Origin of the sequence: Streptomyces sp. NPDC048521 (genome assembly GCF_043199855.1) — a bacterium.
GTDB lineage: Bacteria > Actinomycetota > Actinomycetes > Streptomycetales > Streptomycetaceae > Streptomyces.
The window spans coordinates 348,668-375,024 of sequence record NZ_JBICWR010000005.1 but is presented as its reverse complement, the minus strand read 5'-3'; the positions used below and the strand labels follow the sequence as shown (position 1 = coordinate 375,024).

General features: G+C 68.4%; 23 protein-coding genes and 1 tRNA gene. 15 read left to right on the top strand and 9 right to left on the bottom strand.

The features are described 5' to 3' along the window. Positions 1-102: 102 nt before the first annotated feature. From ACGFRF_RS15340 to trxA, 5 genes are all read left to right on the top strand, one after another. Positions 103-1,824, top strand: a complete 1,722-nt coding sequence (locus ACGFRF_RS15340; protein ID WP_393739951.1) for a protein kinase family protein — start codon at positions 103-105, stop codon at positions 1,822-1,824. Positions 1,825-1,850: 26 nt separating this feature from the next. After that, complete coding sequence (gene sigM, locus ACGFRF_RS15335) at positions 1,851-2,576, top strand: RNA polymerase sigma factor SigM (RefSeq protein WP_393739950.1); 726 nt, start codon at positions 1,851-1,853, stop codon at positions 2,574-2,576. Continuing rightward, positions 2,573-3,505, top strand: a complete 933-nt coding sequence (locus ACGFRF_RS15330; protein ID WP_393739948.1) for an anti-sigma factor family protein — start codon at positions 2,573-2,575, stop codon at positions 3,503-3,505. Before sigM ends, ACGFRF_RS15330 begins: the two co-directional genes overlap by 4 nt. Positions 3,506-3,655: 150 nt before the next feature. Next, positions 3,656-4,627: a thioredoxin-disulfide reductase gene (gene trxB, locus ACGFRF_RS15325; RefSeq protein WP_393739946.1), complete on the top strand. Its 972-nt coding sequence runs from the start codon at positions 3,656-3,658 to the stop codon at positions 4,625-4,627. Between the two features lie 47 nt (positions 4,628-4,674). Beyond that, positions 4,675-5,007, top strand: a complete 333-nt coding sequence (gene trxA, locus ACGFRF_RS15320; RefSeq protein ID WP_393739944.1) for a thioredoxin — start codon at positions 4,675-4,677, stop codon at positions 5,005-5,007. A 126-nt stretch (positions 5,008-5,133) separates the two neighbouring features. On the opposite strand, the gene ACGFRF_RS15315 is transcribed toward trxA, so the two are convergent. The 9 genes from ACGFRF_RS15315 to rpmH all read right to left on the bottom strand — a co-directional run bounded on the left by ACGFRF_RS15315 (position 5,134) and on the right by rpmH (position 12,119). Further along, positions 5,134-5,751 (bottom strand): GNAT family N-acetyltransferase, encoded by a 618-nt coding sequence (locus tag ACGFRF_RS15315; RefSeq protein ID WP_393739942.1) that lies wholly within the window; start codon positions 5,749-5,751, stop codon positions 5,134-5,136. Positions 5,752-6,070: 319 nt separating this feature from the next. After that, positions 6,071-7,171: a ParB/RepB/Spo0J family partition protein gene (locus ACGFRF_RS15310; RefSeq protein ID WP_393739940.1), complete on the bottom strand. Its 1,101-nt coding sequence runs from the start codon at positions 7,169-7,171 to the stop codon at positions 6,071-6,073. Further along, complete coding sequence (locus tag ACGFRF_RS15305; RefSeq protein WP_393740153.1) at positions 7,168-8,241, bottom strand: ParA family protein; 1,074 nt, start codon at positions 8,239-8,241, stop codon at positions 7,168-7,170. Before ACGFRF_RS15305 ends, ACGFRF_RS15310 begins: the two co-directional genes overlap by 4 nt. Before the next feature lie 344 nt (positions 8,242-8,585). Continuing rightward, positions 8,586-9,302 carry a 16S rRNA (guanine(527)-N(7))-methyltransferase RsmG gene (gene rsmG / locus ACGFRF_RS15300; RefSeq protein ID WP_393739938.1) on the bottom strand — a complete coding sequence of 239 codons (717 nt, stop codon included), beginning with the start codon at positions 9,300-9,302 and terminating at the stop codon, positions 8,586-8,588. A 118-nt stretch (positions 9,303-9,420) separates the two neighbouring features. Further along, on the bottom strand, positions 9,421-9,933 hold the full coding sequence (locus tag ACGFRF_RS15295) for a protein jag (RefSeq protein WP_393739936.1): 513 nt from the start codon (positions 9,931-9,933) through the stop codon (positions 9,421-9,423). Positions 9,934-9,948: 15 nt separating this feature from the next. Beyond that, a complete protein-coding gene (gene yidC, locus ACGFRF_RS15290; protein WP_393739934.1) occupies positions 9,949-11,223 on the bottom strand; it encodes a membrane protein insertase YidC in 1,275 nt (424 codons plus the stop codon). A 3-nt stretch (positions 11,224-11,226) separates the two neighbouring features. Further along, the gene (gene yidD, locus ACGFRF_RS15285; protein ID WP_356938340.1) at positions 11,227-11,592 is read right to left on the bottom strand and encodes a membrane protein insertion efficiency factor YidD; all 366 of its coding nucleotides are present in this window, start codon (positions 11,590-11,592) and stop codon (positions 11,227-11,229) included. Then, positions 11,589-11,960, bottom strand: coding sequence for a ribonuclease P protein component (rnpA, locus tag ACGFRF_RS15280; protein WP_078611778.1), 372 nt, complete (start codon positions 11,958-11,960; stop codon positions 11,589-11,591). Before rnpA ends, yidD begins: the two co-directional genes overlap by 4 nt. Positions 11,961-11,981: 21 nt before the next feature. Then, positions 11,982-12,119 carry a 50S ribosomal protein L34 gene (gene rpmH, locus ACGFRF_RS15275; protein WP_003956500.1) on the bottom strand — a complete coding sequence of 46 codons (138 nt, stop codon included), beginning with the start codon at positions 12,117-12,119 and terminating at the stop codon, positions 11,982-11,984. 373 nt (positions 12,120-12,492) lie between these two features. On the opposite strand from rpmH, the gene dnaA reads away from it, so the two are divergent. The 10 genes from dnaA to ACGFRF_RS15225 all read left to right on the top strand — a co-directional run bounded on the left by dnaA (position 12,493) and on the right by ACGFRF_RS15225 (position 26,250). Beyond that, positions 12,493-14,442 (top strand): chromosomal replication initiator protein DnaA, encoded by a 1,950-nt coding sequence (dnaA, locus tag ACGFRF_RS15270; protein ID WP_393739931.1) that lies wholly within the window; start codon positions 12,493-12,495, stop codon positions 14,440-14,442. A 1,020-nt stretch (positions 14,443-15,462) separates the two neighbouring features. After that, entirely contained in the window at positions 15,463-16,593 is a 1,131-nt protein-coding gene (gene dnaN, locus ACGFRF_RS15265; RefSeq protein ID WP_059250041.1) for a DNA polymerase III subunit beta, read from the top strand. Positions 16,594-16,885: 292 nt separating this feature from the next. Next, positions 16,886-17,761: a phosphogluconate dehydrogenase (NAD(+)-dependent, decarboxylating) gene (gnd, locus tag ACGFRF_RS15260; protein ID WP_393739928.1), complete on the top strand. Its 876-nt coding sequence runs from the start codon at positions 16,886-16,888 to the stop codon at positions 17,759-17,761. Positions 17,762-17,832: 71 nt separating this feature from the next. Continuing rightward, positions 17,833-18,954, top strand: a complete 1,122-nt coding sequence (recF, locus tag ACGFRF_RS15255; protein WP_393739926.1) for a DNA replication/repair protein RecF — start codon at positions 17,833-17,835, stop codon at positions 18,952-18,954. Further along, complete coding sequence (locus ACGFRF_RS15250) at positions 18,951-19,520, top strand: DUF721 domain-containing protein (RefSeq protein WP_393739924.1); 570 nt, start codon at positions 18,951-18,953, stop codon at positions 19,518-19,520. The genes recF and ACGFRF_RS15250 overlap by 4 nt, the downstream gene beginning before the upstream one ends. A gap of 373 nt (positions 19,521-19,893) precedes the next feature. Further along, entirely contained in the window at positions 19,894-21,975 is a 2,082-nt protein-coding gene (gyrB, locus tag ACGFRF_RS15245) for a DNA topoisomerase (ATP-hydrolyzing) subunit B (RefSeq protein ID WP_393739923.1), read from the top strand. A 42-nt stretch (positions 21,976-22,017) separates the two neighbouring features. Further along, complete coding sequence (gene gyrA, locus ACGFRF_RS15240) at positions 22,018-24,612, top strand: DNA gyrase subunit A (protein WP_393739921.1); 2,595 nt, start codon at positions 22,018-22,020, stop codon at positions 24,610-24,612. 18 nt (positions 24,613-24,630) lie between these two features. Continuing rightward, complete coding sequence (locus tag ACGFRF_RS15235) at positions 24,631-25,356, top strand: DUF3566 domain-containing protein (protein ID WP_393739919.1); 726 nt, start codon at positions 24,631-24,633, stop codon at positions 25,354-25,356. Between the two features lie 112 nt (positions 25,357-25,468). Continuing rightward, a tRNA-Ile gene (locus tag ACGFRF_RS15230) sits at positions 25,469-25,545 on the top strand. A 351-nt stretch (positions 25,546-25,896) separates the two neighbouring features. Then, positions 25,897-26,250 carry a DUF1330 domain-containing protein gene (locus ACGFRF_RS15225; RefSeq protein WP_393739917.1) on the top strand — a complete coding sequence of 118 codons (354 nt, stop codon included), beginning with the start codon at positions 25,897-25,899 and terminating at the stop codon, positions 26,248-26,250. Positions 26,251-26,357: the final 107 nt, after the last annotated feature.

The window sequence follows — 26,357 nt, the reverse complement described above, 5'->3', positions numbered from 1 at the left end:
CAACCATCGTCCGCTGCTGTGTGTCGTGCATAGCGGCCGACTGTGGGCACAATTGGTTTCGGCGTCGGACAGCGTGCAACGGATGGGGAGGCAGGGACGACGGTGGCGGAACGGAGCACGGCTGCCGTCGACGTGGCAGACAACAGCGGTGATCAGCCGCTGACCGCCAAGGCGGACCAGTCCACGGCCGACGGGGTGGCCAAGAACCCGGAGCGGGACACGGACAGCGAAGAAGCGCAGGGGAGCGACGGAATCGAGGGTCCCGGGCGGAAGGCCGCCCCGCCCGAACTGCACAGCGGTCACAAGCTCGCCAGACGCTACCGGCTGGAGGAGTGCGTCACCCGTCTGGACGGATTCAGCAGTTGGCGTGCGGTCGACGAGAAACTCCGTCGTGCTGTCGGCGTCCACATCCTGCCAGCGGACCACGCGCGGGCCCGTTCCGTCCTGGCTGCCGCTCGTTCCTCCGCACTGCTCGGCGATCCCCGCTTCGTCCAGGTTCTCGACGCCGTCGAGGAGAACGACCTCGTCTACGTCGTGCACGAGTGGCTGCCCGACGCCACCGAGCTGACCGCGCTCCTCGCGGCCGGCCCGCTGGAGCCGCACGACGCCTACCAGATGGTCACTCAGGTCGCCTCCGCCATGGCCGCCGCGCATCGCGAGGGCCTCGCCCATCTGCGGCTGAACCCGAACGCCGTCCTGCGCACGTCCACGGGCCAGTGGCGCATCCGCGGCCTCGCCGTGAACGCCGCGCTGCGTGGCATCAGCTCCGACACCCCGCAGCGCGCCGACACCGAGGCGATCGGCGCCTTGCTCTACGCGGCACTGACCCAGCGCTGGCCGTACGAGAGCGACGCGTACGGCCTGTCCGGCCTCCCCAAGGACATCGGGCTCATCGCACCGGACCAGGTACGGGCGGGCGTCCACCGCGGCCTGTCCGAACTGGCCATGCGCGCACTGGTCAACGACGGGGCCACCGCGTCCCGCCACGAGGCCGCGTGCACCACGCCGGAGGAGCTGGTGAAGGCGATCGGCGAGATGCCGCGCATCCGCCCGCCGGAGCCGGCGTTCACGGCCCCCCCGGAGTACCAGCGCACGACCTACCAGCAGGGCACCTACGGCCGTCCGGCGCCGCACCCCGGCGCCTCCCAGCCCATCGCGCCTCCGCCGCCTCCGCTGCAGAGCCGCACCGGCAAGGCCCTGAAGTGGGCGGTGTCGGCCCTCCTCATCGCCGCCCTCGGCCTCGGCAGCTGGCAGCTGGCGGACGCGCTGATGGACCAGGGCAACAACTCCGACGACACCAACAAGAGCCAGCCGACGGACGACGGCGACAAGAACACCGCGAAGCCGAAGACGGCACAGATAAAGATCCAGGACAGCCGGGAGTTCGTGGCCGAGGGGGACGCCCAGCACCCCAACGACGTGGCCAAGACGTACGACGGGGACACGAACACATACTGGCGGACGAAGAGCTTCAATGAAGGTCCCTCGATCGCGCCCCTGAAGCCGGGTGTCGGCATCCTCTACGACCTGGGCTCGGCGAAGCAGATCAGTACGGCCACCATCGGACTTCGCTATCCCGGCGACCACACGACGGTCGAGCTGTATGCGGCCGACTCGCTGTCGCCCGTGTCGCTGGACTCGATGAATCGGATCGGCAGCGTCACGACGGCGAGCACCACCGCTACCGTGAAGCCCACCAAGTCGGTCAAGACGCAGTACGTCCTCGTCTGGCTGACAGCCGTGCCGAAGTCGGGTTACGACTCCACCCTGTACGCCGGTGCCGGCTACAAGCAGGCCATCAGCGAAGTGAAGTTCGCGGGCTGACGTCTCACCCGGACCGGAGGGGGCAGATGGCGGAGGGCGCCGGATACGACGGAGTGGGCGACCGTGATCTGCTCGCCCGCCATGTGGGAGGTGACCCCGAGGCCTTCGGTGAGATCGTGCGGCGGCATCGGGATCGGCTCTGGGCGGTCGCCCTGCGGACGCTGGGGGACCGCGAGGAGGCCGCTGACGCGGTCCAGGACGCGCTGGTGTCGGCCTACCGGGCCGCTCACACCTTTCGAGGGCAGTCGGCCGTCACGACATGGCTGCACCGCATCACGGTGAACGCCTGCCTGGACCGGGCCCGCAAGGCGGCCTCGCGGAAGACCGCGCCGGTCGACGACACCGAGCGGCTGGAGCAGCTGCTGGAGCCGCACGAGTCGGCGTCGGCGCCGGCCGAACGGAACGATGTCCACCGCCAGCTCCTCGAAGCGCTCGGCACCCTCCCGCACGAACAGCGGGCCGCTCTGGTGCTCGTGGACATGCAGGGCTACCCCGTGGCAGAGGCCGCTCGGATCCTCGACGTGCCGACGGGAACGGTGAAGAGTCGCTGCGCCCGGGGCAGAGCCAGGCTGCTGCCCCTGCTCACCCACCTACGGCCCGAGGGTGCCGGAGCCGAAAAAGAATCCGGCATGGGACGGAACCGGGCGACGGGGACATCCGTCCCACCGGCAACGGAGTCTCCGGGTGAAAGTCCCGAGGACCCGGGACCGAGCGATGCAGCCGTAGTGAAGGGCGGAGGTGGGCGAGCGTGACTTCCACGACAGACACGGCCGGGCACCCGGACGTCGCGGAGATCTCCGACCTCACCGAAGGCCTGCTCCCTCCGGACCGCAGCGCGCACATACGGCGCCATCTGGAGGCGTGCGAGCTGTGCGCGGACGTCCATGCCTCGCTGGAAGAGATCCAGGAACTGCTGGGATCCGTACCGGAGGTGGAGCGCATGCCGGCCGACGTGGCCGGGCGTATCGATGCCGCTCTCGCTGCCGAGGCGCTACTCAGCGCCTCCGCGCCGCGCATGGACGCGCACATTATCGGCTCGGCCGAGGCCACCCGCGAAGACGACGAGGGGCGTGTTTCACGTGAAACAACGACCCCCTCTGATCGGCCCGCCGGGCGTCCGTCAGCAGCGACCGGTCCAGGACGCAAGGGGCGCGACCGCGGTCGGCGCCGACGGCATGTGGTCCTGGGTGCCGTCCTCACCGCAGCCGTTCTGGGGGCGGGGTCCCTGGTCCTGCAGTCGTTCGGTGACCACTCCGGCGACACCACTGCTCACGGGCAGCAGACCCCTTCCGCTGGGCCCTTCTCGGGCAACAGTGTCCAAAGCCAGGTGAAGGACCTCCTCGCCACCAAGAAGGACACGCGACGGGGCACCGACAGCCAGTCGCCTCGAGGGGACGTCGGGAGCGGGCAGAACACTCCGGGCACGACCGAAAGCCCGAAGACCCTGATCCAGACCGACGCCGCGGTCCCTGACTGCGTCCGGCATGCGCTCCGACGGAGCGACTCCGTCCTGGGCGCCAAGACGGGAACCTACGACGGTAAGGCCGCGTACCTGGTCGTCGTGCCGGATACCAAAGACAGCACGCGTGTCACGGCCTATGTCATCGACGCTGCCTGCGTCCATCAGCAGCCCGCCTCCACCGGCACGGTTCTTCTGAAGCGGTCCTACTCCCGGCCCTGAGTCTGCGAGGTTCTGTCAGCCGCACGCGGCCATGCGTGTGCCCGGACACTTCGGGAATGCAAGCCCCGTAGGATCCGTTGGGTGGGGTGAGAGTCCCGAAAGGCGCTCCCACCGGTCGACTGACGCAGACCAGAGACGAGGAATCAAGCCGTGAGCGATGTCCGTAACGTGATCATCATCGGCTCCGGGCCCGCAGGCTACACGGCCGCGCTGTACACCGCGCGCGCGTCGCTGAAGCCCCTGGTGTTCGAGGGTGCCGTCACCGCGGGTGGTGCGCTGATGAACACCACCGAGGTGGAGAACTTCCCGGGCTTCCGCGACGGCATCATGGGCCCCGAGCTCATGGACAACATGCGCGCCCAGGCCGAGCGGTTCGGCGCGGAGCTGGTTCCGGACGATGTCGTTTCCGTCGACCTGAGCGGTGAGATCAAGACCGTCACCGACACCGCGGGCACGGTCCACCGGGCGAAGGCCGTCATCGTCACCACCGGCTCCCAGCACCGCAAGCTGGGCCTGCCGAACGAGGACGCGCTCTCCGGCCGCGGTGTCTCGTGGTGTGCGACCTGCGACGGCTTCTTCTTCAAGGACCAGGACATCGCCGTGATCGGCGGCGGCGACACCGCGATGGAGGAGGCCACTTTCCTTTCGCGGTTCGCCAAGTCCGTGACGATCGTCCACCGCCGGGACACGCTGCGTGCCTCCAAGGCGATGCAGGAGCGCGCCTTCGGCGACCCGAAGATCAAGTTTGTCTGGGACAGCGAGGTCGCCGAGGTCCAGGGCGAGCAGAAGCTCTCCGGCCTGAAGCTCCGCAACGTCAAGACCGGTGAGCTGTCCGATCTGCCCGTGACCGGCCTGTTCATCGCGATCGGCCACGACCCGCGCACGGAGCTGTTCAAGGGGCAGCTGGACCTGGACGAGGAGGGCTACCTGAAGGTCGACTCCCCGTCCACCCGCACCAACGTGACGGGTGTCTTCGCCGCCGGTGACGTGGTCGACCACACCTACCGCCAGGCGATCACCGCGGCCGGTACCGGCTGCTCCGCCGCGCTGGACGCCGAGCGCTTCCTCGCCGCTCTTGCGGACGAGGAGAAGGCGGAGCCCGAGAAGACCGCCGCCGTCTGATCTTTCCCTCCCCCGCCCCACCACACGACCGAGACAAGGAGCCCGCCGTGGCCGGCACCCTGAAGAATGTGACCGACGATACCTTCGAGCAGGACGTCCTCAAGAGCGACAAGCCCGTCCTGGTGGACTTCTGGGCCGCCTGGTGCGGCCCGTGCCGCCAGATCGCCCCGTCCCTGGAGGCGATCGCGGCCGAGTACGGCGACAAGATCGAGATCGTCAAGCTCAACATCGACGAGAACCCGGGCACGGCTGCCAAGTACGGCGTCATGTCCATCCCGACCCTGAACGTCTACCAGGCCGGTGAGGTCGCCAAGACCATCGTTGGCGCCAAGCCCAAGGCCGCGATCGTCCGCGACCTGGAAGAGTTCATCGCCGAGTAAGGCGGAGAGCCAAGCGGTGCCGTCGCCTGTCGGCGGCGGATGTTTCACGTGAAACACGAATGGGCCAACCCCTCTGGGTTGGCCCATTCGCTTATCACTCTCGGCAGCCTCCGGCCCCGTCGGCCCTTACAGCGGCCTCAGCGCCGGCTCCTTGTGAACTGCTCCCAGGAGACGGTCGAGCGCCATCTCCACGTCTTCCTTCCAGGAGAGCGTCGACCGCAGCTCCAACCGCAGCCGGGGATACGTCGGATGCTGTCGGACCGTTTTGAAGCCCACGGCCAGAAGATGGTCGGCGGGCAGCAGGCAGGCCGGTTCCTTCCAGCGGGCGTCTCCGAAGGCCTCGATCGCCTTGAAACCCCGGCGCAGCAGATCCTTGGCGACCGTCTGTACGAGCACCCGGCCCAGCCCCTGCCCCTGGTAGCCGGGCATGATGAAGGCCGTCATCAGCTGTACGGCGTCTGGTGAGACCGGGCTCGTGGGAAAGGCCGTCGAGCGCGGGACATAGGCCGGCGGTGCGTAGAGCACGTAACCCACCGGAACATCATCGACGTACGCCACACGGCCGCACGACCCCCAGTCCAGCAGGACGGCGGAGATCCAGGACTCCTTCTCCAGCGCGGACGTGCCGGCCTTCACCGCCGCTTCACCGCTGACGGGGTCCAGCTCCCAGAAGACACACGAACGGCACCGCTGGGGGAGATCCTGAAGGTTGTCCAGCGTGAGCGGCACGAGCCGACGCCCCATGTTCCTCGCTTCCTTCGCCGGCCGCATCGCGCGCGGCTGTCAGAGCGCTGCGTTCCCTGAGCAGGCTGCCGACGAAACCGCCGACCGCGCCAAGGCTCAGGCCCGCGCCCACCAGTCCGGTGCGGCTCATCGATCGCATCGCCCCCGACTCCCCACTCAGAGATGCAGATGCTGTCCGGTGGTGCGCCATACCTGTTCGCATCGTATCCACGATGCGATTCACTCGATACCGCCTCAAAGCAAAGAGCGGACCGTGTTCCGGTGCACACCGGACACGGCCCGCTTCTCTGCACAACTGAACGGCACAGCCGCCTGAGGATCAGTCGTCCGTCTCCTCGGACTCGTCCTCCTTCGCGGCCTTCTGGAGGGCCAGCCGCTCGCCGGGGGCGAGTGTGCCGAGGATCCGCTCAAGGTCGTCGGGGGACGCGAACTCGACGGTGATCTTGCCCTTCTTCTGGCCCAGCTCGACCTTCACCCGCGTCTCGAAGCGGTCCGAGAGCCGGGTAGCCAGCTCGCTCAGCGCCGGGGAGGGCACGGACCCGGCCCGTGGGCCCTTGGAGCGCGAGGCCCTCTGAGGCCGTGAGCCCATCAGCGTGACGATCTCTTCCACGGACCGCACCGACAGCCCCTCGGCCACGATGCGGTGCGCCAGCCGGTCCTGCTCCTCCGAGTCCTCGACGGACAGCAGTGCCCGGGCATGGCCGGCCGACAGCACACCGGCGGCCACCCGCTTCTGGACGGTCGGCGAGAGCTTGAGCAGACGCAGAGTGTTGGAGACCTGCGGGCGGGAACGCCCGATCCGGTCGGCCAACTGGTCATGTGTGCAGTTGAAGTCCTTCAGCAGCTGATCGTAGGCGGCAGCCTCTTCGATCGGGTTCAGCTGCGCGCGGTGCAGGTTCTCCAGCAGCGCGTCCAAAAGGAGCTTCTCGTCCTCCGTGGCCCGGACGATGGCCGGGATGGCCTCCAGGCCGGCCTCGCGGCAGGCCCTCCAGCGCCGCTCGCCCATGATCAGCTCATAGCGGGCGGGTCCCAGCTGCCGTACCACCACGGGCTGCAGGAGACCGACCTCCTTGATGGAGGTCACCAGTTCCTGGAGAGCGTCCTCGTCGAAGACCTCGCGCGGCTGACGCGGGTTCGGCGTGATGGCGTCAAGCGGGATCTCGGCGAAGTGGGCACCCATCGGAGAGGCGGGTGTCTCCACGACCGGGCTCGCCGGCGGCTCCTCGGTTTCCTGTGCGACAGGCGGCAAGGTGGCCACCTTTGCCGCAGCCACACCGCGGTCGGTCGTCAGCATCGGCACGGCCGCGGGGGAGGGCGACGCTCCGCCCCCCATCGCAGCCGGGGCCGACGTCTTCTCGGTCGGGGCAGCGGGGATCAGTGCGCCAAGTCCACGGCCCAGCCCCCTCCGTCGCTCACTCACTGGATCCCCTCCACCATGCTCGGGTCGTTCTGGGCGCCGATATGGGCCTGGCTCGCGTCATAGCTGATACCGATACCCCTCAGCGCGATTTCTCGGGCGGCCTCAAGGTAGGAGAGGGCGCCGCTCGATCCAGGATCGTAAGTCAGCACCGTCTGCCCGTAGCTCGGCGCCTCGGAGATACGGACCGAGCGGGGAATGCTCGTCCGCAGCACCTCGTCGCCGAAGTGGGTGCGCACCTCTTCCGCGACCTGCGAGGCAAGACGGGTCCGGCCGTCGTACATGGTGAGCAGGATGGTCGACACATGCAGCGTGGGGTTGAGGTGTCCCCGTACCAGGTCCACGTTGCGCAGCAGCTGTCCCAGGCCCTCGAGGGCGTAGTACTCGCACTGGATCGGGATGAGGACCTCCTGCCCCGCGACCAGTGCGTTGACCGTCAGCAGGCCGAGCGAGGGCGGGCAGTCGATGAGGATGTAGTCCAACGGCTGCTCGTAGGCCTGGATCGCCCGCTGCAGTCGGCTCTCCCGGGCCACGAGTGACACCAACTCGATCTCCGCACCGGCGAGATCGATGGTGGCGGGCGCACAGAAGAGGCCTTCGACATCGGGTACTGGCTGGACAACCTCGGCGAGAGGCTTGCTCTCCACCAACACGTCGTAGATGGAAGGAACGTCGGCGTGGTGGTCGATCCCCAGGGCCGTGGATGCGTTGCCCTGCGGGTCGAGGTCGATCACCAGGACGCGGCCACCGTGCAGAGCCAGCGAAGCGGCAAGGTTGACGGTCGTCGTCGTCTTGCCCACGCCACCCTTCTGGTTGGCGACCACGATGACCCGGGTCTGCTCCGGTCGCGGCAGGCCCTCGCCAGCGCGGCCGAGAGCCTCCATCGCCAGTTGGGCAGCACGACCGATGGGAGTGTCGTCCATCGGGGGCGGTGTTTCACGTGAAACATCCGCTCCCATCGACTCGGTACGGGGACCGGGGACCGGATCGGTCATCGGTCCCGCGATGTTGGCGTCGGACCGCAAGGATTCACTCTCCTCGACTTCAGGCTCGCAATGAACAGAGCCTCCCATGTCTCCGGGGTCGTGAACCAGTGAGGCCTGGTCTTCTGTGGAGAAATCCACCTCTGTGGACAACTCCGTGCCCCGGGAGGGGGCCGGAGTGCCCTGGGAAGCGGTCTCCTCTCGGAGTGCTCCGAGAGGCTTCCGGTCCCGAGGTTCGGCCGCAGCGCGGCCGCGACTGATGATTCCTTGCAGCAGTGAGCGACGTTTCACGTGAAACACGATGCACAGCGGCTGCGACCGAACCTTCGCGACACTCCGTCCCGCGTAGGTTCGGCAGCTTGTGTGGAGTACGTCTCGTCGTCAGGACGGATCAGTACCTCTGATTAGTACGTTCGGCCCGTCACCTGGTCGGCTCAACGACGCCTGCGCACCCGGCCCGTCCGAGCCGCCTTCGCCCGTTTCGCCGCGAAGCGCACACCGCCCGGGCTCTCCCCGACCTCGACCCGGACGACGGTGGACAGCGGGTCCACCACGCCCTCACCCACGTGCAGGATCGACGTTTCCACCGCACCGAGCTTGCTGAGCGCGCTGGCCGCGGCTTTCAGCTCCTCCTCGGCGGTGTCGCCCTTGAGCGCGAGCATCTCGCCGTACGGGCGCAGCAGCGGGATACCCCATGCGGCCAGACGGTCCAGCGGGGCCACGGCCCGGGCGGTCACCACATGGACGGGCGGCAGCTTGCCCAGGACCTCCTCGGCGCGGCCGCGCACCACGGTGACATGGTCCAGGCCCAACAGCTCGACGACCTCGGTGAGGAAGTTGGTGCGCCGCAGGAGGGGCTCCAGCAAGGTGATGTTCAGGTCCTCCCGGACCAGGGCCAGCGGGATGCCCGGCAGCCCGGCACCGGAACCCACATCGCAGACCGTCACTCCCTCGGGAACTGCCTCGGAGAGCACCGCGCAGTTGAGCAGATGCCGCTCCCACAGGCGGGGCACCTCCCGCGGGCCGATCAGGCCACGCTGCACGCCCGCCTCGGCGAGCAGCTCCGCGTAGCGGACCGCATCGGCGAAGCGCTCACCAAACACTTCCCGCGCCTCTTCGGGCGCGGGGGGAAGCTCCGCTGCCTCCGTCACGGGGACCGTCCTTCCGTACAGCGCCGGCGCTTCGCGCACCGGCCACCAGAACTACCAGGCTGACAAAGTTCGGCCCCGTCTGCTCAACAGACGGGGCCGGTGGAACGTGGAGTGCCGATCAGGCGGGAAGCACGACGACGAAGCGCTGCGGCTCCTCGCCCTCGGACTCGCTGCGCAGTCCCGCGGCCTTGACCGCGTCGTGCACGACCTTGCGCTCGAACGGGGTCATCGGGTTGAGCTTCACGGGCTCGCCGCTGCTCTTCGCCTCGGCGGCGGCCTTGGCGCCCAGCTCGGACAGCTCGGCCCGCTTCTTGGCCCGGTAACCCGCGATGTCCAGCATGAGCCGGCTACGGTCGCCGGTCTCCCGGTGCACGGCCAGACGCGTCAGCTCCTGCAGCGCCTCCAGCACCTCGCCGTCCCGGCCGACCAGCTTCTGCAGGTCGCGGCTGCCGGTGTCGCTGATGATCGACACGGAGGCGCGGTCGGCCTCGACGTCCATGTCGATGTCGCCGTCGAGGTCGGCGATGTCCAGCAGACCCTCCAGGTAGTCCGCCGCGATCTCACCCTCCTGCTCGAGGCGGGTGAGGGTGTCTGCACCCTCGGCAGCGGCGGAGGTGGTGCCTTCCGTCACGGGATGGGCTCCTTCTTACTTCTTGGACGGGGACTTGGGCCGCTGCGGGCCACCCTTGCGCTGGCCGGACTGGGCCTTGCTGCGGGTGCCGGAGCCGGGCTTCTGGGGCTGCTGGGCAGCGGCGGGCTTGGCGTCCTGCGGCTCGTCGGACTTCTCCAGCGAAGGGGAGTCGCCCGCCTGCTTGGGCCCACCGGACTGTCGCTGGGCCTTGGACTGACGCTTGGGCTGCTGACGCCGGACCGCGGTGGCGGTGGCCGTCGTGGTGGTCACACCGTCCTCGGTCTGCGCCGCGGCCTGGGTCGTGCTCTTCACCACGGTGCCGTCGGCCTGGGCAGCGAGACCGGCCTTGTTCAGGGCGTTGATGAACTTGCGCTCGGACTCGTTGCGGTCGCGGCCCTTGGCGACGATCGCCTTGACGATGGCCTTCTCGCCGCGTCGGCGGATCTTGCCGTGGTGGGTGACGTGCTTGGTCAGACGCTCCAGGTAGGCGGCCTGGGCCTTGGAACCCGGGGTCGGGTTGTTGTGGATGACGTACATCTGCTGACCCATGGTCCACACGTTGGTGGTCAGCCAGTAGACGAGGACACCGACCGGGAAGTTGATGCCGAAGAAGGCGAACATCAGGGGGAAGACGTACATCAGCATCTTCTGCTGCTGCATGAACGGCGTCTTCACCGTCGTGTCGACGTTCTTCGTCATCAGCTGGCGCTGCGTGTAGAACTGCGACGCCGACATCAGGACGATCATGACCACGGTCACGACGCGCACGTCGGTGACCGAGGCGCCCAGCGCTTCGATCGTGCTGGAGCCGTCACGGAACTTCGCGGCGAGCGGGGCCCCGAAGATGTGCGCCTGACGGGCGCTCTCCAGCAACGAGTCGTTGATGACGCCGATCTTCTTGCCCGAGGCGATGCCGTTGAGCACGTGGTACAGGGCGAAGAAGAACGGGGACTGCGCCAGGATGGGAAGGCACGAGGAGAGCGGGTTGGTACCCGACTCCTTGTACAGCTTCATCATCTCTTCGGACTGACGCTGCTTGTCGTTCTTGTAGCGCTCCTGGATCTTCTTCATCTCGGGCTGGAGCGTCTGCATGGCCCGGGTCGCCTTGATCTGCTTCACGAAGAGCGGGATCAGGCAGATGCGGATCAGGATCACCAGGGACACGATGGCCAGGCCCCAGGCCCACCCGGTGTCAGGGCCGAAAATGGCGCCGTACACCGCGTGGAACTGGACGATGACCCAGGAGACGGGTGTGGTGATAAAGCTGAAGAGGCTGGCAATCGTGTCCACTAATCATGCTCCTTGGGCATGGGACGAAGTCTCTGCGGCCGGGCTCGGAGGAAGCTCGGAAGAGAGCTTCTCTTCGGTGGCCGGGTCGGCGGCGGAGGGTCCGCCCCTGCGTGCACGCCAAGCGTTGCGCAGCATTTCGTGCCACCGCGGGCGCTTGCGCGGCGGAACATGGTCCACACCGCCGAGCGACCACGGATTGCACCGGAGGATGCGCCAGGCGGTGAGTGCCGTTCCCTTGATCGCACCGTGCCGGTCGATGGCCGTGTAGCCGTAGTGGGAGCACGACGGGTAGTACTTGCACACCGGCCCGAGCAGTGGACTGATCGTCCACTGGTACAGCTTGATCAGAGCCAGTAGTGGGTACTTCATCGCGCGCCCCCTCCCAGTAGCCGCTGAAGGGCGGCGTCCAGGTCTCGGGCCAGCTGTGCGTGGTCTGCGTCGCCCGCTCCGGGCAGCGCTCGTACGACTACCAGGCTACCGGGGGGAAACAGGGCGACTCGGTCACGCATCAGATGGCGCAGTCTGCGCTTCACTGTGTTGCGCACGACCGCACCACCCACGGCCTTGCTCACGACGAAACCCGCACGCGTCGGGGGAGCGCTCTCCCCTGGCGCGTGCGGGTCCGTGGCACCGCTACGAAGGTGGACGACGAGGGTCGGACGGCCAGCCCGACGACCCCGTCGCACCGCGGTCGCGAAGTCCTCGCGCCGCCTCAGCCGGTTCTCGGTGGGCAGCACGACGTCATGACCTGATCGGAATCAGGCGGACAGACGGGCGCGACCCTTGCTACGGCGGGACGCGAGAATCGCGCGGCCGGCACGGGTGCGCATACGCAGCCGGAAGCCGTGGGTCTTGGCGCGACGACGGTTGTTCGGCTGGAAGGTGCGCTTGCTCACTCGGGGGCTCCAGAAAGAATCGGTAGTGGCGGGGTGCCGTCCTGGCTGTCACCGTGCGCCCACGAGTAGCTCTCGTCACGCCCGAGTGCACCGCTTCCCGATCACCTGAAGTGACCTGTGCCCATCGGAGGCAGGCGGCAGCAGCCATCGACAACTCGACCTGGTTACGGTACGCGGGGCTACGCCATCCGGTCAAACCGGGGGTCACGGAGAGACACTATCCACAGGCTGGGGACAACAACTTGAACCGCACCCGCCGCGCTGACTACCGTGGCTGGACTCCGATTCGTTCCCTTATCCCCGGCCAACCCGATTTTCACCCCGACCCGTCCTCGAACCACACGTTCGTGGGACCTGCGAGAGAGCGTGCCCTGTGGCTGACGTACCTGCCGATCTTGCCGCAGTGTGGCCACGAGTACTCGAGCAGCTCCTCGGTGAGGGCCGCGGACAGGGTGTCGAGGCGAAGGACGAGCACTGGATCCGCCGCTGCCAGCCGCTGGCGCTGGTCGCGGACACCGCGCTGCTCGCCGTACCGAACGAGTTCGCGAAGAACGTGCTCGAGGGCCGCCTGGCTCCGATCGTCAGCGAGACCCTGAGCCGCGAGTGCGGCCGGCCCATCCGTATCGCGATCACCGTCGACGATTCGGCCGGCGAACCGCCGGCCCCGGCGGCACCCCCCGCGCAGCAGGCGCCCAGGCCGCGCTACGAGGAGCCGGAGCTGCCGTCCGGTCCGTACGAGGGCTACGGCCGTCACCGCGCCGGCGACCAGCTGCCGGGCAGCGAGCCCCAGCCGCGCGCCGACCAGCTCCCCACGGCCCGCCCCGCGTACCCCTCCGAGTACCAGCGCCCCGAGCCCGGCGCCTGGCCGCGCCCCGCGCAGGACGAGTACGGCTGGCAGCAGCCGCGGCTGGGCTTCCCGGAACGGGACCCGTACGCGTCCCCGTCGTCCCAGGACCCCTACGGCTCCGGGCCCGACTCCTACGGCTCGCGGCCTCAGGACTACCGCCCGCAGGGCACGGACCGCCCGCCGTACGAGCAGCGCGGCGAGTACGACAGTCCGCGCGCGGACTACGAACCCTCCCGCCCGGAGTACGACCCGGGCCGCTCGGAGTACGAGCCGGGCCGGACCGAGTACGACCAGCGCGACCCCGTCCGCCGTGAGCTGCCCGAGCAGCCGGCGGGCGGCGGCCCGGCGCACCGCGGTGGGCCCGGCCGCCCGGACATGCCCGCGACCGGTGCCCCCGGCCCGCTGGCCGCGCAGCCCGCCCCGGCGAGCGGCCCCGGCGAGCCGACGGCCCGCCTGAACCCGAAGTACCTCTTCGACACGTTCGTCATCGGCGCCTCGAACCGGTTCGCGCACGCGGCCGCGGTCGCCGTCGCCGAGGCGCCCGCGAAGGCGTACAACCCTCTGTTCATCTACGGAGAGTCGGGGCTCGGCAAGACGCACCTGCTGCACGCCATCGGGCACTACGCGCGCAGCCTCTACCCGGGCACGCGCGTGCGCTACGTCAGCTCGGAGGAGTTCACCAACGAGTTCATCAACTCCATCCGCGACGGCAAGGGCGACAGCTTCCGCAAGCGCTACCGCGAGATGGACATCCTGCTCGTCGACGACATCCAGTTCCTCGCGGACAAGGAGTCGACGCAGGAGGAGTTCTTCCACACCTTCAACACGCTCCACAACGCCAACAAGCAGATCGTGCTCTCCAGCGACCGGCCGCCCAAGCAGCTGGTCACGCTGGAGGACCGGTTGCGGAACCGTTTCGAGTGGGGCCTGATCACCGACGTCCAGCCGCCCGAGCTGGAGACGCGCATCGCGATCCTGCGCAAGAAGGCGGTGCAGGAGCAGCTGAATGCGCCGCCGGAGGTGCTGGAATTCATCGCCTCCCGGATCTCGCGGAACATCCGCGAGCTGGAGGGCGCGCTCATCCGGGTGACGGCGTTCGCCTCGCTCAACCGGCAGCCGGTGGACCTGGGCCTGACCGAGATCGTCCTCAAGGACCTGATCCCCGGCGGGGAGGACAGTGCTCCGGAGATCACCGCGACGGCGATCATGGCGGCCACGGCGGACTACTTCGGGCTGACGGTGGAGGACCTGTGCGGCACCTCGCGCGGGCGCGCGCTGGTCACCGCCCGGCAGATCGCCATGTACCTGTGCCGTGAGCTGACCGACCTGTCCCTGCCGAAGATCGGCGCGCAGTTCGGCGGCCGCGACCACACGACCGTCATGCACGCCGACCGCAAGATCCGCGCGCTGATGGCCGAGCGGCGCTCGATCTACAACCAGGTGACCGAGCTGACCAACCGCATCAAGAACGGCTGACGCCGGCCGCACGACAGCGCTGAGGGCGCCCTCGGGATCGGATCCCGCGGGCGCCCTCCGGCGTCCCGGCGCCCTCGCCCGCGCCCACAGCCCACGCCCACGCCCACGCCCACGCCCACGCCCACAGAAGGCGTCCCGGCGACCCACGCCCACGGTTCCGGAGCGGCGCCCACGCTCACGGAAAGGGTCTCCGGGCGGCGCCCACCGTTCTGTGGAAGCGGCCGGGCGGGCTGTGGGGTGTTTCCCGTTCGCCACCGAGTGTTCGATTACGTGCCTGGTTACGGCCACTCTCCACAGATTCGGTGACTTTCTGCCGTCCACATCCTGGGGACTGTGGAGTTGTCCCGAACCCTGTCCACAGGCAACCTGTTCATACGACATCCGCCCAGCTCAGCTGCCTGTGGAATCGTGGACGAACGATCTCCACAGACTGTGGACGAAGCGGGGATCCACAGGCTGTGCACGGAGTTGTCCACCGGTGACCCACAGGCTGGGGGCGGTTGTCCCCAGCGATCCCCGGCTTCTCCACATGGCTGTCCACTGTTCGGCAACCCAGCGCCCCCGCTCACCGCGTCGAGTGAAAGCCGTCACACGAAGGTGCCGGGTTGGGGTGTGGGAAACGTGGGTAAACCTGGGGACGCAGCTGGGGAGAACTGCCCTCGGGCTGTGGGCGGTGTGTGCAGAACTTTCTGTTCTCCACAGACACCCCCGGTTGTCCACCGCCTCCGCCCACAGGGCCGGTGGACAAAATTCCTGCTCTGAGCTGGGAAAACGTGGTTATCCACGGTATCCACAGGCCCTACTACTACTCCCGACTAGAGAGAGCTGGGCAATCGCTTCGAAGCGGGGCCTGTGCACAACTCGCTGTCTCGAGCCCGGCTGCCCCTCGGAGCGACTTGACCCCGACGGGCACCTACTGTCAGTGCCGTGCGTCAGACTGGTCCCCGGTGTCCTTCCCTTCGCAGTGGGCGGTGACACCGAGTCGGAGGACTCAGTAGCAACAGCAGGAGGCGGCTTACGGTGAAGATCCGGGTGGAACGCGACGTACTCGCGGAGGCAGTGGCCTGGGCGGCACGCAGCCTCCCGGCCCGTCCGCCGGCGCCTGTCCTCGCCGGCCTGCTGCTGAAGGCCGAGGACGGCCAGCTGAGCCTGTCGAGCTTCGACTACGAGGTCTCCGCACGCGTGAACGTCGAGGCCGAGGTCGAGGAGGAGGGCACCGTCCTCGTCTCCGGCCGTCTGCTCGCCGACATCTCCCGTGCCCTGCCCAACCGGCCGGTGGAGATTTCCACAGACGGTGTACGGGCGACCGTGGTCTGCGGCTCCTCCCGCTTCACACTCCACACCCTGCCTGTGGAGGAGTACCCGGCGCTGCCGCAGATGCCGAACGCGACCGGCACCGTCCCCGGCGAGGTCTTCGCCGCCGCCGTCTCCCAGGTGGCCATCGCGGCCGGCCGTGACGACACGCTCCCCGTCCTCACCGGTGTGCGGATCGAGATCGAGGGCGACACGGTCACCCTGGCCTCCACCGACCGCTACCGGTTCGCGGTCCGCGAGTTCCTGTGGAAGCCGGAGAACCCGGACGCCTCCGCGGTCGCCCTGGTCCCGGCGAAGACGCTGCTGGACACCGCCAAGTCGCTCGGCGCCGGGGACAGCGTCACGCTGGCGCTGTCCGGCTCGGGCGCGGGCGAGGGCCTGATCGGCTTCGAGGGCGCGGGCCGTCGTACGACCACGCGGCTGCTCGAGGGTGACCTGCCGAAGTACCGCACGCTGTTCCCGACCGAGTTCAACTCCGTCGCCGTGATCGAGACCGCGCCCTTCGTGGAGGCCGTCAAGCGTGTCGCGCTGGTGGCCGAGCGGAACACCCCGGTGCGGCTGAGCTTCGAGCAGGGTGTGCTGATCCTGGAGGCCGGTTCCAGCGACGACGCACAGGCTGTGGAAAGGGTCGACGCCCAGCTCGAGGGTGACGACATCTCGATCGCCTTCAACCCGACGTTCCTGCTGGACGGCCTGAGCGCGATCGACTCCCCGGTGGCTCAGCTGTCGTTCACCACGTCCACCAAGCCGGCGCTCCTCAGTGGGAAGCCGGCGGTGGATGCCGAGGCGGACGACGCGTACAAGTACCTGATCATGCCCGTGCGGCTCAGCGGCTGAGGTTGTCCACAGCTGTGCACAGTTCCGGGTGCTCTTGTGGGTGCCCGGTGCTGTAGCCGGGAGGGTGGGACCTCGCCGACCCACGCCGGGGTGCCGCCCTTCTTCGGGACCGGGTTCCGCCCCACAGGTGCGGCGATTCCCGGCTGCCGCAGCCATGTCGGTGCAAAAGCCGCAGGTCGGAGGCCATACGCATGAGCGCGTATGCCCACAGCTGTGCACGAGCGTCCGGGTTTAGGCTCGGCTCGGCACGAAGGTGCCTCTCACGCCACAGCGACCTTAAGGAACATCACTGATGGAGCTCGGTCTCGTCGGCCTCGGCAAGATGGGCGGCAACATGCGCGAGCGGATCCGCCGCGCGGGCCACACCGTCATCGGGTACGACCGCAACGCGGACCTCGCGGATGTCCACAGCCTGGAAGAGCTTGTGAGCAAGCTCAGCGGTCCGCGCGTGGTCTGGGTGATGGTCCCGGCCGGCGAGGCCACCCAGTCGACCGTCGACCGGCTCGCCGAGCTGCTGGAGCCCGGCGATGTCGTCGTGGACGGCGGCAACTCCCGCTGGACGGACGACGAGAAGCACGCCGAGGAGCTGGCCGCCAAGGGCATAGGCTTCGTCGACTGCGGTGTCTCCGGCGGCGTCTGGGGCCTGGAGAACGGGTACGCGCTGATGTACGGCGGCGACGCCGAGAACGTCGCCAAGGTGCAGCCGGTCTTCGACGCGCTGAAGCCGGAGGGCGACTTCGGCTCGGTGCACGCGGGCAAGGTCGGCGCGGGCCACTTCGCGAAGATGGTCCACAACGGCATCGAGTACGCCATGATGCAGGCCTACGCCGAGGGCTGGGAGCTGCTGGAGAAGGTCGACTCCGTGGAGAACGTCCGCGAGGTCTTCCGCTCCTGGCAGGAGGGCACTGTCATCCGCTCCTGGCTGCTCGACCTCGCGGTCAACGCCCTCGACGAGGACGAGCACCTCGAGGACCTGCGCGGTTATGCACAGGACTCCGGTGAGGGACGTTGGACTGTGGAAGCCGCCATCGACAACGCGGTGCCGCTGCCGGCGATCACCGCGTCGCTGTTCGCGCGGTTCGCCTCCCGCCAGGAGGACTCGCCGCAGATGAAGATGATCGCCGCGCTGCGCAACCAGTTCGGCGGCCACGCCGTAGAGAAGAAGTAATCCACAGATCCACAGGGTCGCCCCCGCGATCCACAGCCATCACCACTCTGGGGGAGGTCGGCGGAACGACCATGCACGTCACGCATCTTTCGCTGGCCGACTTCCGCTCGTACGCCCGGGCCGAGGTCCCGCTCGACCCGGGCGTCACCGCCTTCGTCGGCCCCAACGGCCAGGGCAAGACCAATCTGGTCGAGGCCGTCGGCTACCTGGCGACCCTGGGCAGCCACCGGGTCGCCTCCGACGCCCCGCTCGTCCGCACGGGCGCCGAGCGGGCGGTCATCCGGGCGCAGGTCCGGCAGGGCGAGCGGCAGCAGCTGGTCGAACTGGAGCTGACCCCGGGCAAGGCCAACCGCGCCCGCATCAACCGGTCCTCGCAGGTCAGGCCGAGGGATGTGCTGGGCATCGTACGGACCGTGCTGTTCGCGCCCGAGGACCTCGCGCTGGTCAAGGGAGACCCCGGTGAGCGGCGGCGGTTCCTGGACGAGCTGATCACCGCGCGCTCGCCGCGCATGGCGGGCGTGCGCTCCGACTACGAGCGGGTCCTCAAGCAGCGCAACACGCTGCTGAAGACGGCCGCGCTGGCCCGCCGGCACGGCGGCCGGTCCATGGACCTGTCCACGCTCGACGTGTGGGACCAGCACCTCGCGCGCGCGGGTGCCGAGCTGCTCGCCCAGCGTCTGGACCTGATCGCCGCGCTGCAACCGCTGGCCGACAAGGCGTACGACCAGCTCGCCCCCGGCGGCGGGCCCCTCGCGCTGGAGTACAGGCCGTCCGCGCCCGGTGAGGCCCACACGCGCGAGGACCTCTACGCCCAGCTGATGGCGGCGCTTGCCGAGGCGCGCAAGCAGGAGATCGAGCGGGGCGTCACGCTCGTGGGCCCGCACCGGGACGATCTGGTTCTCAAACTCGGTCAGTTGCCCGCCAAGGGATACGCCTCGCACGGCGAGTCCTGGTCCTACGCCCTCGCCCTGCGCCTGGCCTCGTACGACCTGCTCCGCGCCGAGGGCAACGAGCCGGTGCTGATCCTGGACGACGTCTTCGCCGAGCTGGACGCCCGGCGCCGCGAGCGGCTGGCCGAGCTGGTCGCGCCCGGCGAGCAGGTGCTGGTCACCGCCGCCGTGGACGACGACGTGCCGCATGTGCTGGCCGGTGCCCGGTACGCGGTGGCCGACGGGACGGTGGAACGCATATGAGTACCGACGGACCCGCCCCGGACAAGAAAGAGCGCTCCGGCAAGAAGGAGTCCGCCGGCCGGCGGGAACCCTCCGGTGTCGACCTCGCGCGCGTGGCGTTGCGCGCGGCGAAGGAGCAGGCACGCGCGCGTGGGGACGCCGCGCGGCAGAAGAAGCAGGCGCGGCGCGGCGGCGGTCTGCGTTCCGGCGCCCGCGCCGACGGCCGCGATCCGATGGCGCTGGGCGCCGCGATCAACCGGCTGATCAACGAACGCGGCTGGGAGACCCCCGCGGCGGTGGGCGGGGTGATGGGCCGCTGGCCGGAGATCGTCGGCGAGGACCTGGCCAAGCACTGTGTGCCGCAGCGCTACGACGAGGACGAGCGCGTGCTGACCGTGCAGTGCGACTCGACGGCCTGGGCGACCCAGCTGCGGGTGCTCGCGCCCACGCTGGTGGCCCGGCTCAACGAGGACCTCGGGCACGGCAGCGTACGGATGATCAAGGTGCTCAATCCTGGTGGCCCCTCCCGCCGCTACGGCCCGCTGCGGGCGCCGGGGAGCACCGGCCCGGGCGATACGTACGGGTGACGTACCTCACGTCCGGGGTTTCCCTCGGCGTGCCGCCGTACCTCTGTCCACAGCTGTGGATCACCACGGCATCGCCGCCGGATCGCCATCTGACCCCCCAGTAGCCATGGGTTGACGGCTCGAAGCGCTGAGTGCCGCTGTGAGCCCCTCGGAGCCCCCAGGCACATATCGGGACCCGGCGGAGACCGGTTGAGGGCGGCACATGGGGGCTCAGGTACCGGCAAACCCCCATCGATGTCAGCGCTACCGGTAGACTGGAAGACAATCCCGCCCCAATGTGGGGACCGCCCGGGAAAAGCTGAGCAACGCTGATCAAGGCTGACCAACGCAACATGCCGCAGCCGCTCCGGCAACCTGCCGACGAGCCCGGCTCGTGCTGTGCCAGAAAGGGCGCTTCGTGGCCGATTCCGGCAACCCCAACGAGAACATCCCGTCCACCGACGCCGGCGTCAACGGCGAGGCCGCCGAATCAGGCGCAGTCTCCGCCTCCTACGACGCCAGCGCCATCACCGTGCTCGAAGGGCTGGACGCGGTCCGCAAGCGGCCCGGCATGTACATCGGTTCCACCGGCGAGCGCGGTCTGCACCACCTGGTGTACGAGGTCGTCGACAACTCGGTCGACGAGGCGCTGGCCGGCTACGCGGACACCATCGACGTGACGATCCTCGCCGACGGCGGTGTGCGCGTCGTCGACAACGGCCGTGGCATCCCGGTGGGCATCGTGCCCTCCGAGGGCAAGCCGGCCGTCGAGGTCGTGCTGACCGTGCTGCACGCGGGCGGTAAGTTCGGCGGCGGCGGGTACGCCGTCTCCGGTGGTCTGCACGGTGTCGGTGTCTCCGTCGTCAACGCCCTGTCCAACAAGGTCTCCGTCGAGGTCAGGACCGACGGACACCGGTGGACGCAGGACTACAAGATGGGCGTCCCGACGGCCCCGCTGGCCAAGCACGAGGCGATCGAGGAGACCGGCACGTCGGTCACCTTCTGGGCCGACCCGGAGATCTTCGAGACCACCGAGTACTCCTTCGAGACGCTGTCCCGGCGTTTCCAGGAGATGGCGTTCCTCAACAAGGGTTTGACGATCAAACTCACTGACGAGCGCGAGTCCGCGAAGGCCACGGCCGGGGCCGACGAGGCGGGTGCGGACGAGAAGGACGAGGTCAAGACCGTCACGTACCACTACGAGGGCGGCATCGTCGACTTCGTGAAGTACCTCAACTCCCGCAAGGGAGACGCGGTGCACCCCACGGTCATCGACCTCGAGGCCGAGGACAAGGACAAGAGCCTGTCCCTCGAGGTCGCCATGCAGTGGAACAGCGGCTACAGCGAGGGCGTGTACTCCTTCGCGAACATCATCCACACCCACGAGGGCGGTACCCACGAAGAGGGTTTCCGGGCGGCGCTGACCTCGCTGATCAACAAGTACGCGCGCGACAAGAAGCTGCTGCGCGAGAAGGACGACAACCTCACCGGTGACGACATCCGTGAGGGTCTGACCGCGATCATCTCGGTCAAGCTGAGCGAGCCGCAGTTCGAGGGCCAGACGAAGACCAAGCTGGGCAACACGGAGGCCAAGACCTTCGTGCAGAAGGCGGTCTACGAGCACCTCAACGACTGGCTGGACCGCAACCCGGTCGAGGCGGCGGACATCGTCCGCAAGGGCATCCAGGCGGCCACCGCGCGCGTGGCGGCCCGCAAGGCCCGCGACCTGACCCGCCGCAAGGGTCTGCTGGAGTCGGCGTCCCTGCCGGGCAAGCTGTCCGACTGCCAGTCGAACGACCCCACCAAGTGCGAGATCTTCATCGTCGAGGGTGACTCCGCCGGCGGCTCGGCCAAGTCCGGCCGCAACCCTCAGTACCAGGCGATCCTCCCGATCCGGGGCAAGATCCTCAACGTCGAGAAGGCCAGGATCGACAAGATCCTGCAGAACCAGGAGATCCAGGCACTGATCTCCGCCTTCGGCACCGGCGTGCACGAGGACTTCGACATCGAGAAGCTCCGCTATCACAAGATCATCCTGATGGCGGACGCCGACGTCGACGGCCAGCACATCAGCACGCTGCTGCTGACCTTCCTGTTCCGCTTCATGCGGCCGCTGGTCGAGGCCGGGCACGTGTACCTCTCCCGTCCTCCGCTGTACAAGATCAAGTGGGGCCGGGACGACATCGAGTACGCGTACTCGGACCGCGAGCGCGACGCGCTGATCGAGATGGGCCGCCAGCGCGGCAAGCGCATCCGCGAGGACTCGATCCAGCGCTTCAAGGGTCTCGGTGAGATGAACGCCGAGGAGCTGCGCGTGACCACGATGGACCAGGAGCACCGGGTCCTCGGCCAGGTCACCCTCGACGACGCCGCCCAGGCCGACGACCTGTTCTCGGTCCTCATGGGCGAGGACGTCGAAGCACGCCGCGCGTTCATCCAGCGCAACGCCAAGGACGTCCGCTTCCTCGACATCTGAGTCGGTCTCAGCTGACCGCACCAGGAAGGATCTTCACCAGCAATGGCCGACGAGAACACTCCCGTCACCCCTGAAGAGGGCGGCGAACTCGTGATGCGTGTCGAGCCCGTCGGGCTCGAGACGGAGATGCAGCGCTCGTACCTGGACTACGCGATGTCCGTCATCGTGTCCCGTGCGCTGCCCGACGTCCGGGACGGCCTCAAGCCCGTCCACCGCCGCGTGCTGTACGCCATGTACGACGGGGGCTACCGCCCCGATCGCGGCTTCTACAAGTGCGCCCGTGTCGTCGGCGACGTCATGGGCAACTACCACCCGCACGGTGACTCCTCGATCTACGACGCGCTGGTCCGCCTGGCGCAGCCGTGGTCCATGCGGATGCCGCTGGTGGACTCCAACGGCAACTTCGGCTCCCCGGGCAACGACCCGGCGGCGGCGATGCGCTACACCGAGTGCAAGATGGCGCCGCTGTCGATGGAGATGGTCCGTGACATCGACGAGGAGACCGTCGACTTCACGGACAACTACGACGGCCGCTCCCAGGAGCCGACCGTCCTGCCGGCCCGCTTCCCGAACCTGCTGATCAACGGCTCCGCCGGGATCGCGGTCGGCATGGCGACCAACATCCCGCCGCACAACCTGCGCGAGGTCGCGGCCGGCGCCCAGTGGTACCTGGAGAACCCCGAGGCCTCGCACGAGGAGCTGCTGGACGCGCTCATGGAGCGCATCAAGGGCCCCGACTTCCCGACCGGCGCGCTCGTCGTCGGCCGCAAGGGCATCGAGGAGGCCTACCGCACCGGTCGTGGCTCCATCACGATGCGCGCGGTGGTCGAGGTCGAGGAGATCCAGAACCGCCAGTGCCTGGTGGTGACGGAGCTGCCGTACCAGGTGAACCCGGACAACCTGGCGCAGAAGATCGCCGACCTGGTGAAGGACGGCAAGATCGGCGGCATCGCGGACGTCCGCGACGAGACGTCGTCCCGTACGGGACAGCGCCTGGTGATCGTCCTCAAGCGGGACGCGGTCGCCAAGGTCGTCCTGAACAACCTGTACAAGCACACCGACCTGCAGACGAACTTCGGCGCCAACATGCTGGCGCTGGTGGACGGTGTCCCGCGCACCCTCTCCCTCGACGCCTTCATCCGCCACTGGGTGACGCACCAGATCGAGGTCATCGTCCGCCGGACGCGTTTCCGGCTGCGCAAGGCCGAGGAGCGCGCCCACATCCTGCGCGGTCTGCTGAAGGCCCTGGACGCCATCGACGAGGTCATCGCGCTGATCCGGCGCAGTGACACCGTCGAGGTCGCGCGCGGGGGCCTGATGGACCTCCTGGAGATCGACGAGATCCAGGCCAACGCGATCCTCGAGATGCAGCTGCGGCGTCTGGCCGCCCTGGAGCGGCAGAAGATCGTCCAGGAGCACGACGAGCTGCAGGCGAAGATCAACGAGTACAACGAGATCCTCGCCTCGCCGGTCCGTCAGCGCGGGATCGTCAGCGAGGAACTGGCCGCGATCGTCGAGAAGTACGGCGACGACCGCCAGACCAAGCTGATCCCGTACGAGGGCGACATGTCCATCGAGGACCTGATCGCCGAGGAGGACATCGTCGTCACCGTCACGCGCGGCGGCTATGTCAAGCGGACGAAGACGGACGACTACCGGGCGCAGAAGCGCGGTGGCAAGGGCGTACGCGGTACGAAGCTGAAGGAAGACGACATCGTCGACCACTTCTTCGTCTCCACCACGCACCACTGGCTGCTGTTCTTCACCAACAAGGGCCGGGTGTACCGGGCGAAGGCGTACGAGCTGCCCGAGGCCGGCCGGGAGGCGCGGGGCCAGCACGTGGCGAACCTGCTCGCCTTCCAGCCGGACGAGGCGATCGCCGAGATCCTCGCGATCCGGGACTACGAGGCCGCGCCGTACCTGGTCCTGGCGACCAAGTCCGGCCTGGTGAAGAAGACGCCACTGAAGGATTACGATTCGCCTCGCTCCGGCGGCGTCATCGCGATCAATCTGCGTGAGCGGGAGGACGGTTCCGACGACGAACTGATCGGTGCCGAACTCGTCTCGGCCGACGACGATCTCCTTCTGATCAGCAAGAAGGCACAGTCGATCAGGTTCACCGCCTCGGACGACACCCTGCGCCCGATGGGCCGCGCCACCTCCGGCGTCAAGGGGATGAGTTTCCGTGCGGGCGACGAGCTTCTCTCGATGAATGTTGTTCGACCCGGTACGTTCGTGTTCACTGCGACGGACGGTGGGTACGCGAAGCGGACCGCCGTCGACGAGTACCGCGTCCAGGGTCGCGGCGGCCTCGGCATCAAGGCCGCCAAGATCGTGGAGGACCGCGGCTCGCTCGTCGGCGCGCTGATTGTCGAGGAGAACGACGAGATCCTCGCCATCACCCTGTCCGGTGGTGTGATTCGTACGCGAGTCAACGAGATCAGGGAGACGGGCCGTGACACCATGGGCGTCCAACTGATCAACCTGGGCAAGCGCGATGCCGTGGTCGGTATCGCACGTAACGCCGAGGCGGGGCGCGAGGCGGAGGAGGTCGACGGCGAGGATGCCGTCGACGAGACCGCCGAGGGCGCCGCGACCACCGGCACGGACGAGGGTGAGGCGCCCTCGGCCGAGTAGCACGAGGAGTGAGTCATCGTGAGCGGAGCCACGGGCGCCGGATCGGCCGGTACCTCCAGGGGTACGGAAACGGACGGCGGCGGCCGTGGCTCCGCCGCGCGTGCGGGGTCGGCGAACGACCCGCACACGACCAATCTCAAGCCGGTGAAGGCTTCCGTGACGGACTCTGCCGGCACGCGGGAATCCCAGGGGGGAACTGTGACGGACACCCGAGGACCGGCCGCTGCCGGTGAGGCACGGTCGGCGTCCCCGCTGCCCGGAGAGCGGCCGCAGGAGCAGCACGCCGGGCCCTACCACCCGCCGCAGGCCTATCCGGCCCAGCCCCCCGCCGACGGCGTACGCCGGCCGCGCACGGGCGCGCGCACCGCGCCCCGTACCCGCAAGGCCCGGCTGCGGGTGGCCAAGGCCGATCCGTGGTCGGTGATGAAGGTCAGCTTCCTGCTCTCCATCGCGCTCGGCATCTGCACGATCGTCGCCTCGGCGGTGCTGTGGATGGTCATGGACGCGATGGGCGTCTTCTCCACGGTCGGCGGCACGATCTCCGAGGCGACCGGTTCCAACGAGGCGAACGGCTTCGACCTCCAGGCGTTCCTGTCGCTCCCCCACGTCCTGATGTTCACGACGATCATCGCGGTCATCGACGTGGTCCTGGCCACGGCGCTCGCGACCCTCGGCGCGTTCATCTACAACCTCTCCGCGGGCTTCGTGGGCGGTGTCGAGCTCACCCTGGCCGAGGACGAGTGACCGCCCGCGGTGCCCTGACCTGACGGTCCCCCGACAACCGATTTTGGGACTGACGCGGTCGTGCGCTAATCTTCAGGAGTCAGCGCGCGGGACACACACCGCACAGCGCGGCGGGGCTATAGCTCAGTTGGTTAGAGCGCATCCCTGATAAGGATGAGGCCACAGGTTCAAATCCTGTTAGCCCCACCAGCACGAAGACCCCCAGTCGATACCGGCTGGGGGTTTTTGACATCCACGGCTGACATCAGCCGATGAGTGCCCTGATTCGCCGGCTGCGTGAGCAGGACCAGCGCCCGCAGGACCAAGCTGTTACAGGTTTCTCTACCCACATGTGGATAGGGTCGGCGATCACCGCATAGCGGCCAGCGGTCAGAACGATGCCTGGTGGGTTGGGGAAGGGGTTCAGCTATGGGGCATTTCGGGAGCGACCAAGTCGAGTCAGAGCGGCCCGTTCGGCGATTACCTCGAAGGTAATCGCGGCGTGCGGGGCGCGCGGCTACGTTCAAGTCGTCGTACCGGAGCGAACGAAGGGAAGGGGACGTGCCTGCATACGGCTTTGCCCACCTACGTGATCGCCGTCATCACCCTGATGTCCTTGAGTACTTGGAACGCATCCAAGACACCCTCGATCCATTTCACGGCCGCTTCCTGATCCACGGCCCGCCGACTGAGGTGGTGGAGGGGAGCTGGCCAGGCAGCATGGTGCTGATTGAGTTCCCCGGCCTAGCCGAGGCCCGCGCCTGGTACGCGTCCCCCGCGTATCAGGAGATCCTGCGGCTGCGGACCGATCACATCGATGGGGACGTCGTGCTCGTCGAGGGCGTTGGTGTTGGGTACGACCCGCGTGAGCGGGCGGTGAAACTCAGGGCAGAGACGACCGGGGAACAGGCCTAGTACGCTGCGCACACAAAGACCCCCAGTCGATACCGGCTGGGGGTTTTTGACGTCTGGAGGTTCCTCAGGGCATGAGAAAAGACCCGACCGCTGGCGACGGGGGATGC

Excerpts from the sequence above, each read along its gene's own strand:
- ACGFRF_RS15305 (WP_393740153.1), bottom strand. The coding sequence starts at position 8,241 with ATGGGAGGCTCTGTTCATTGCGAGCCTGAAGTCGAGGAGAGTGAATCC.
- gnd (WP_393739928.1), top strand. The coding sequence starts at position 16,886 with ATGGAGCTCGGTCTCGTCGGCCTCGGCAAGATGGGCGGCAACATGCGC.
- ACGFRF_RS15315 (WP_393739942.1), bottom strand. The coding sequence starts at position 5,751 with ATGGGGCGTCGGCTCGTGCCGCTCACGCTGGACAACCTTCAGGATCTC.
- yidD (WP_356938340.1), bottom strand. The coding sequence starts at position 11,592 with ATGAAGTACCCACTACTGGCTCTGATCAAGCTGTACCAGTGGACGATC.
- recF (WP_393739926.1), top strand. The coding sequence starts at position 17,833 with ATGCACGTCACGCATCTTTCGCTGGCCGACTTCCGCTCGTACGCCCGG.
- gyrA (WP_393739921.1), top strand. The coding sequence starts at position 22,018 with ATGGCCGACGAGAACACTCCCGTCACCCCTGAAGAGGGCGGCGAACTC.
- sigM (WP_393739950.1), top strand. The coding sequence starts at position 1,851 with ATGGCGGAGGGCGCCGGATACGACGGAGTGGGCGACCGTGATCTGCTC.
- ACGFRF_RS15250 (WP_393739924.1), top strand. The coding sequence starts at position 18,951 with ATGAGTACCGACGGACCCGCCCCGGACAAGAAAGAGCGCTCCGGCAAG.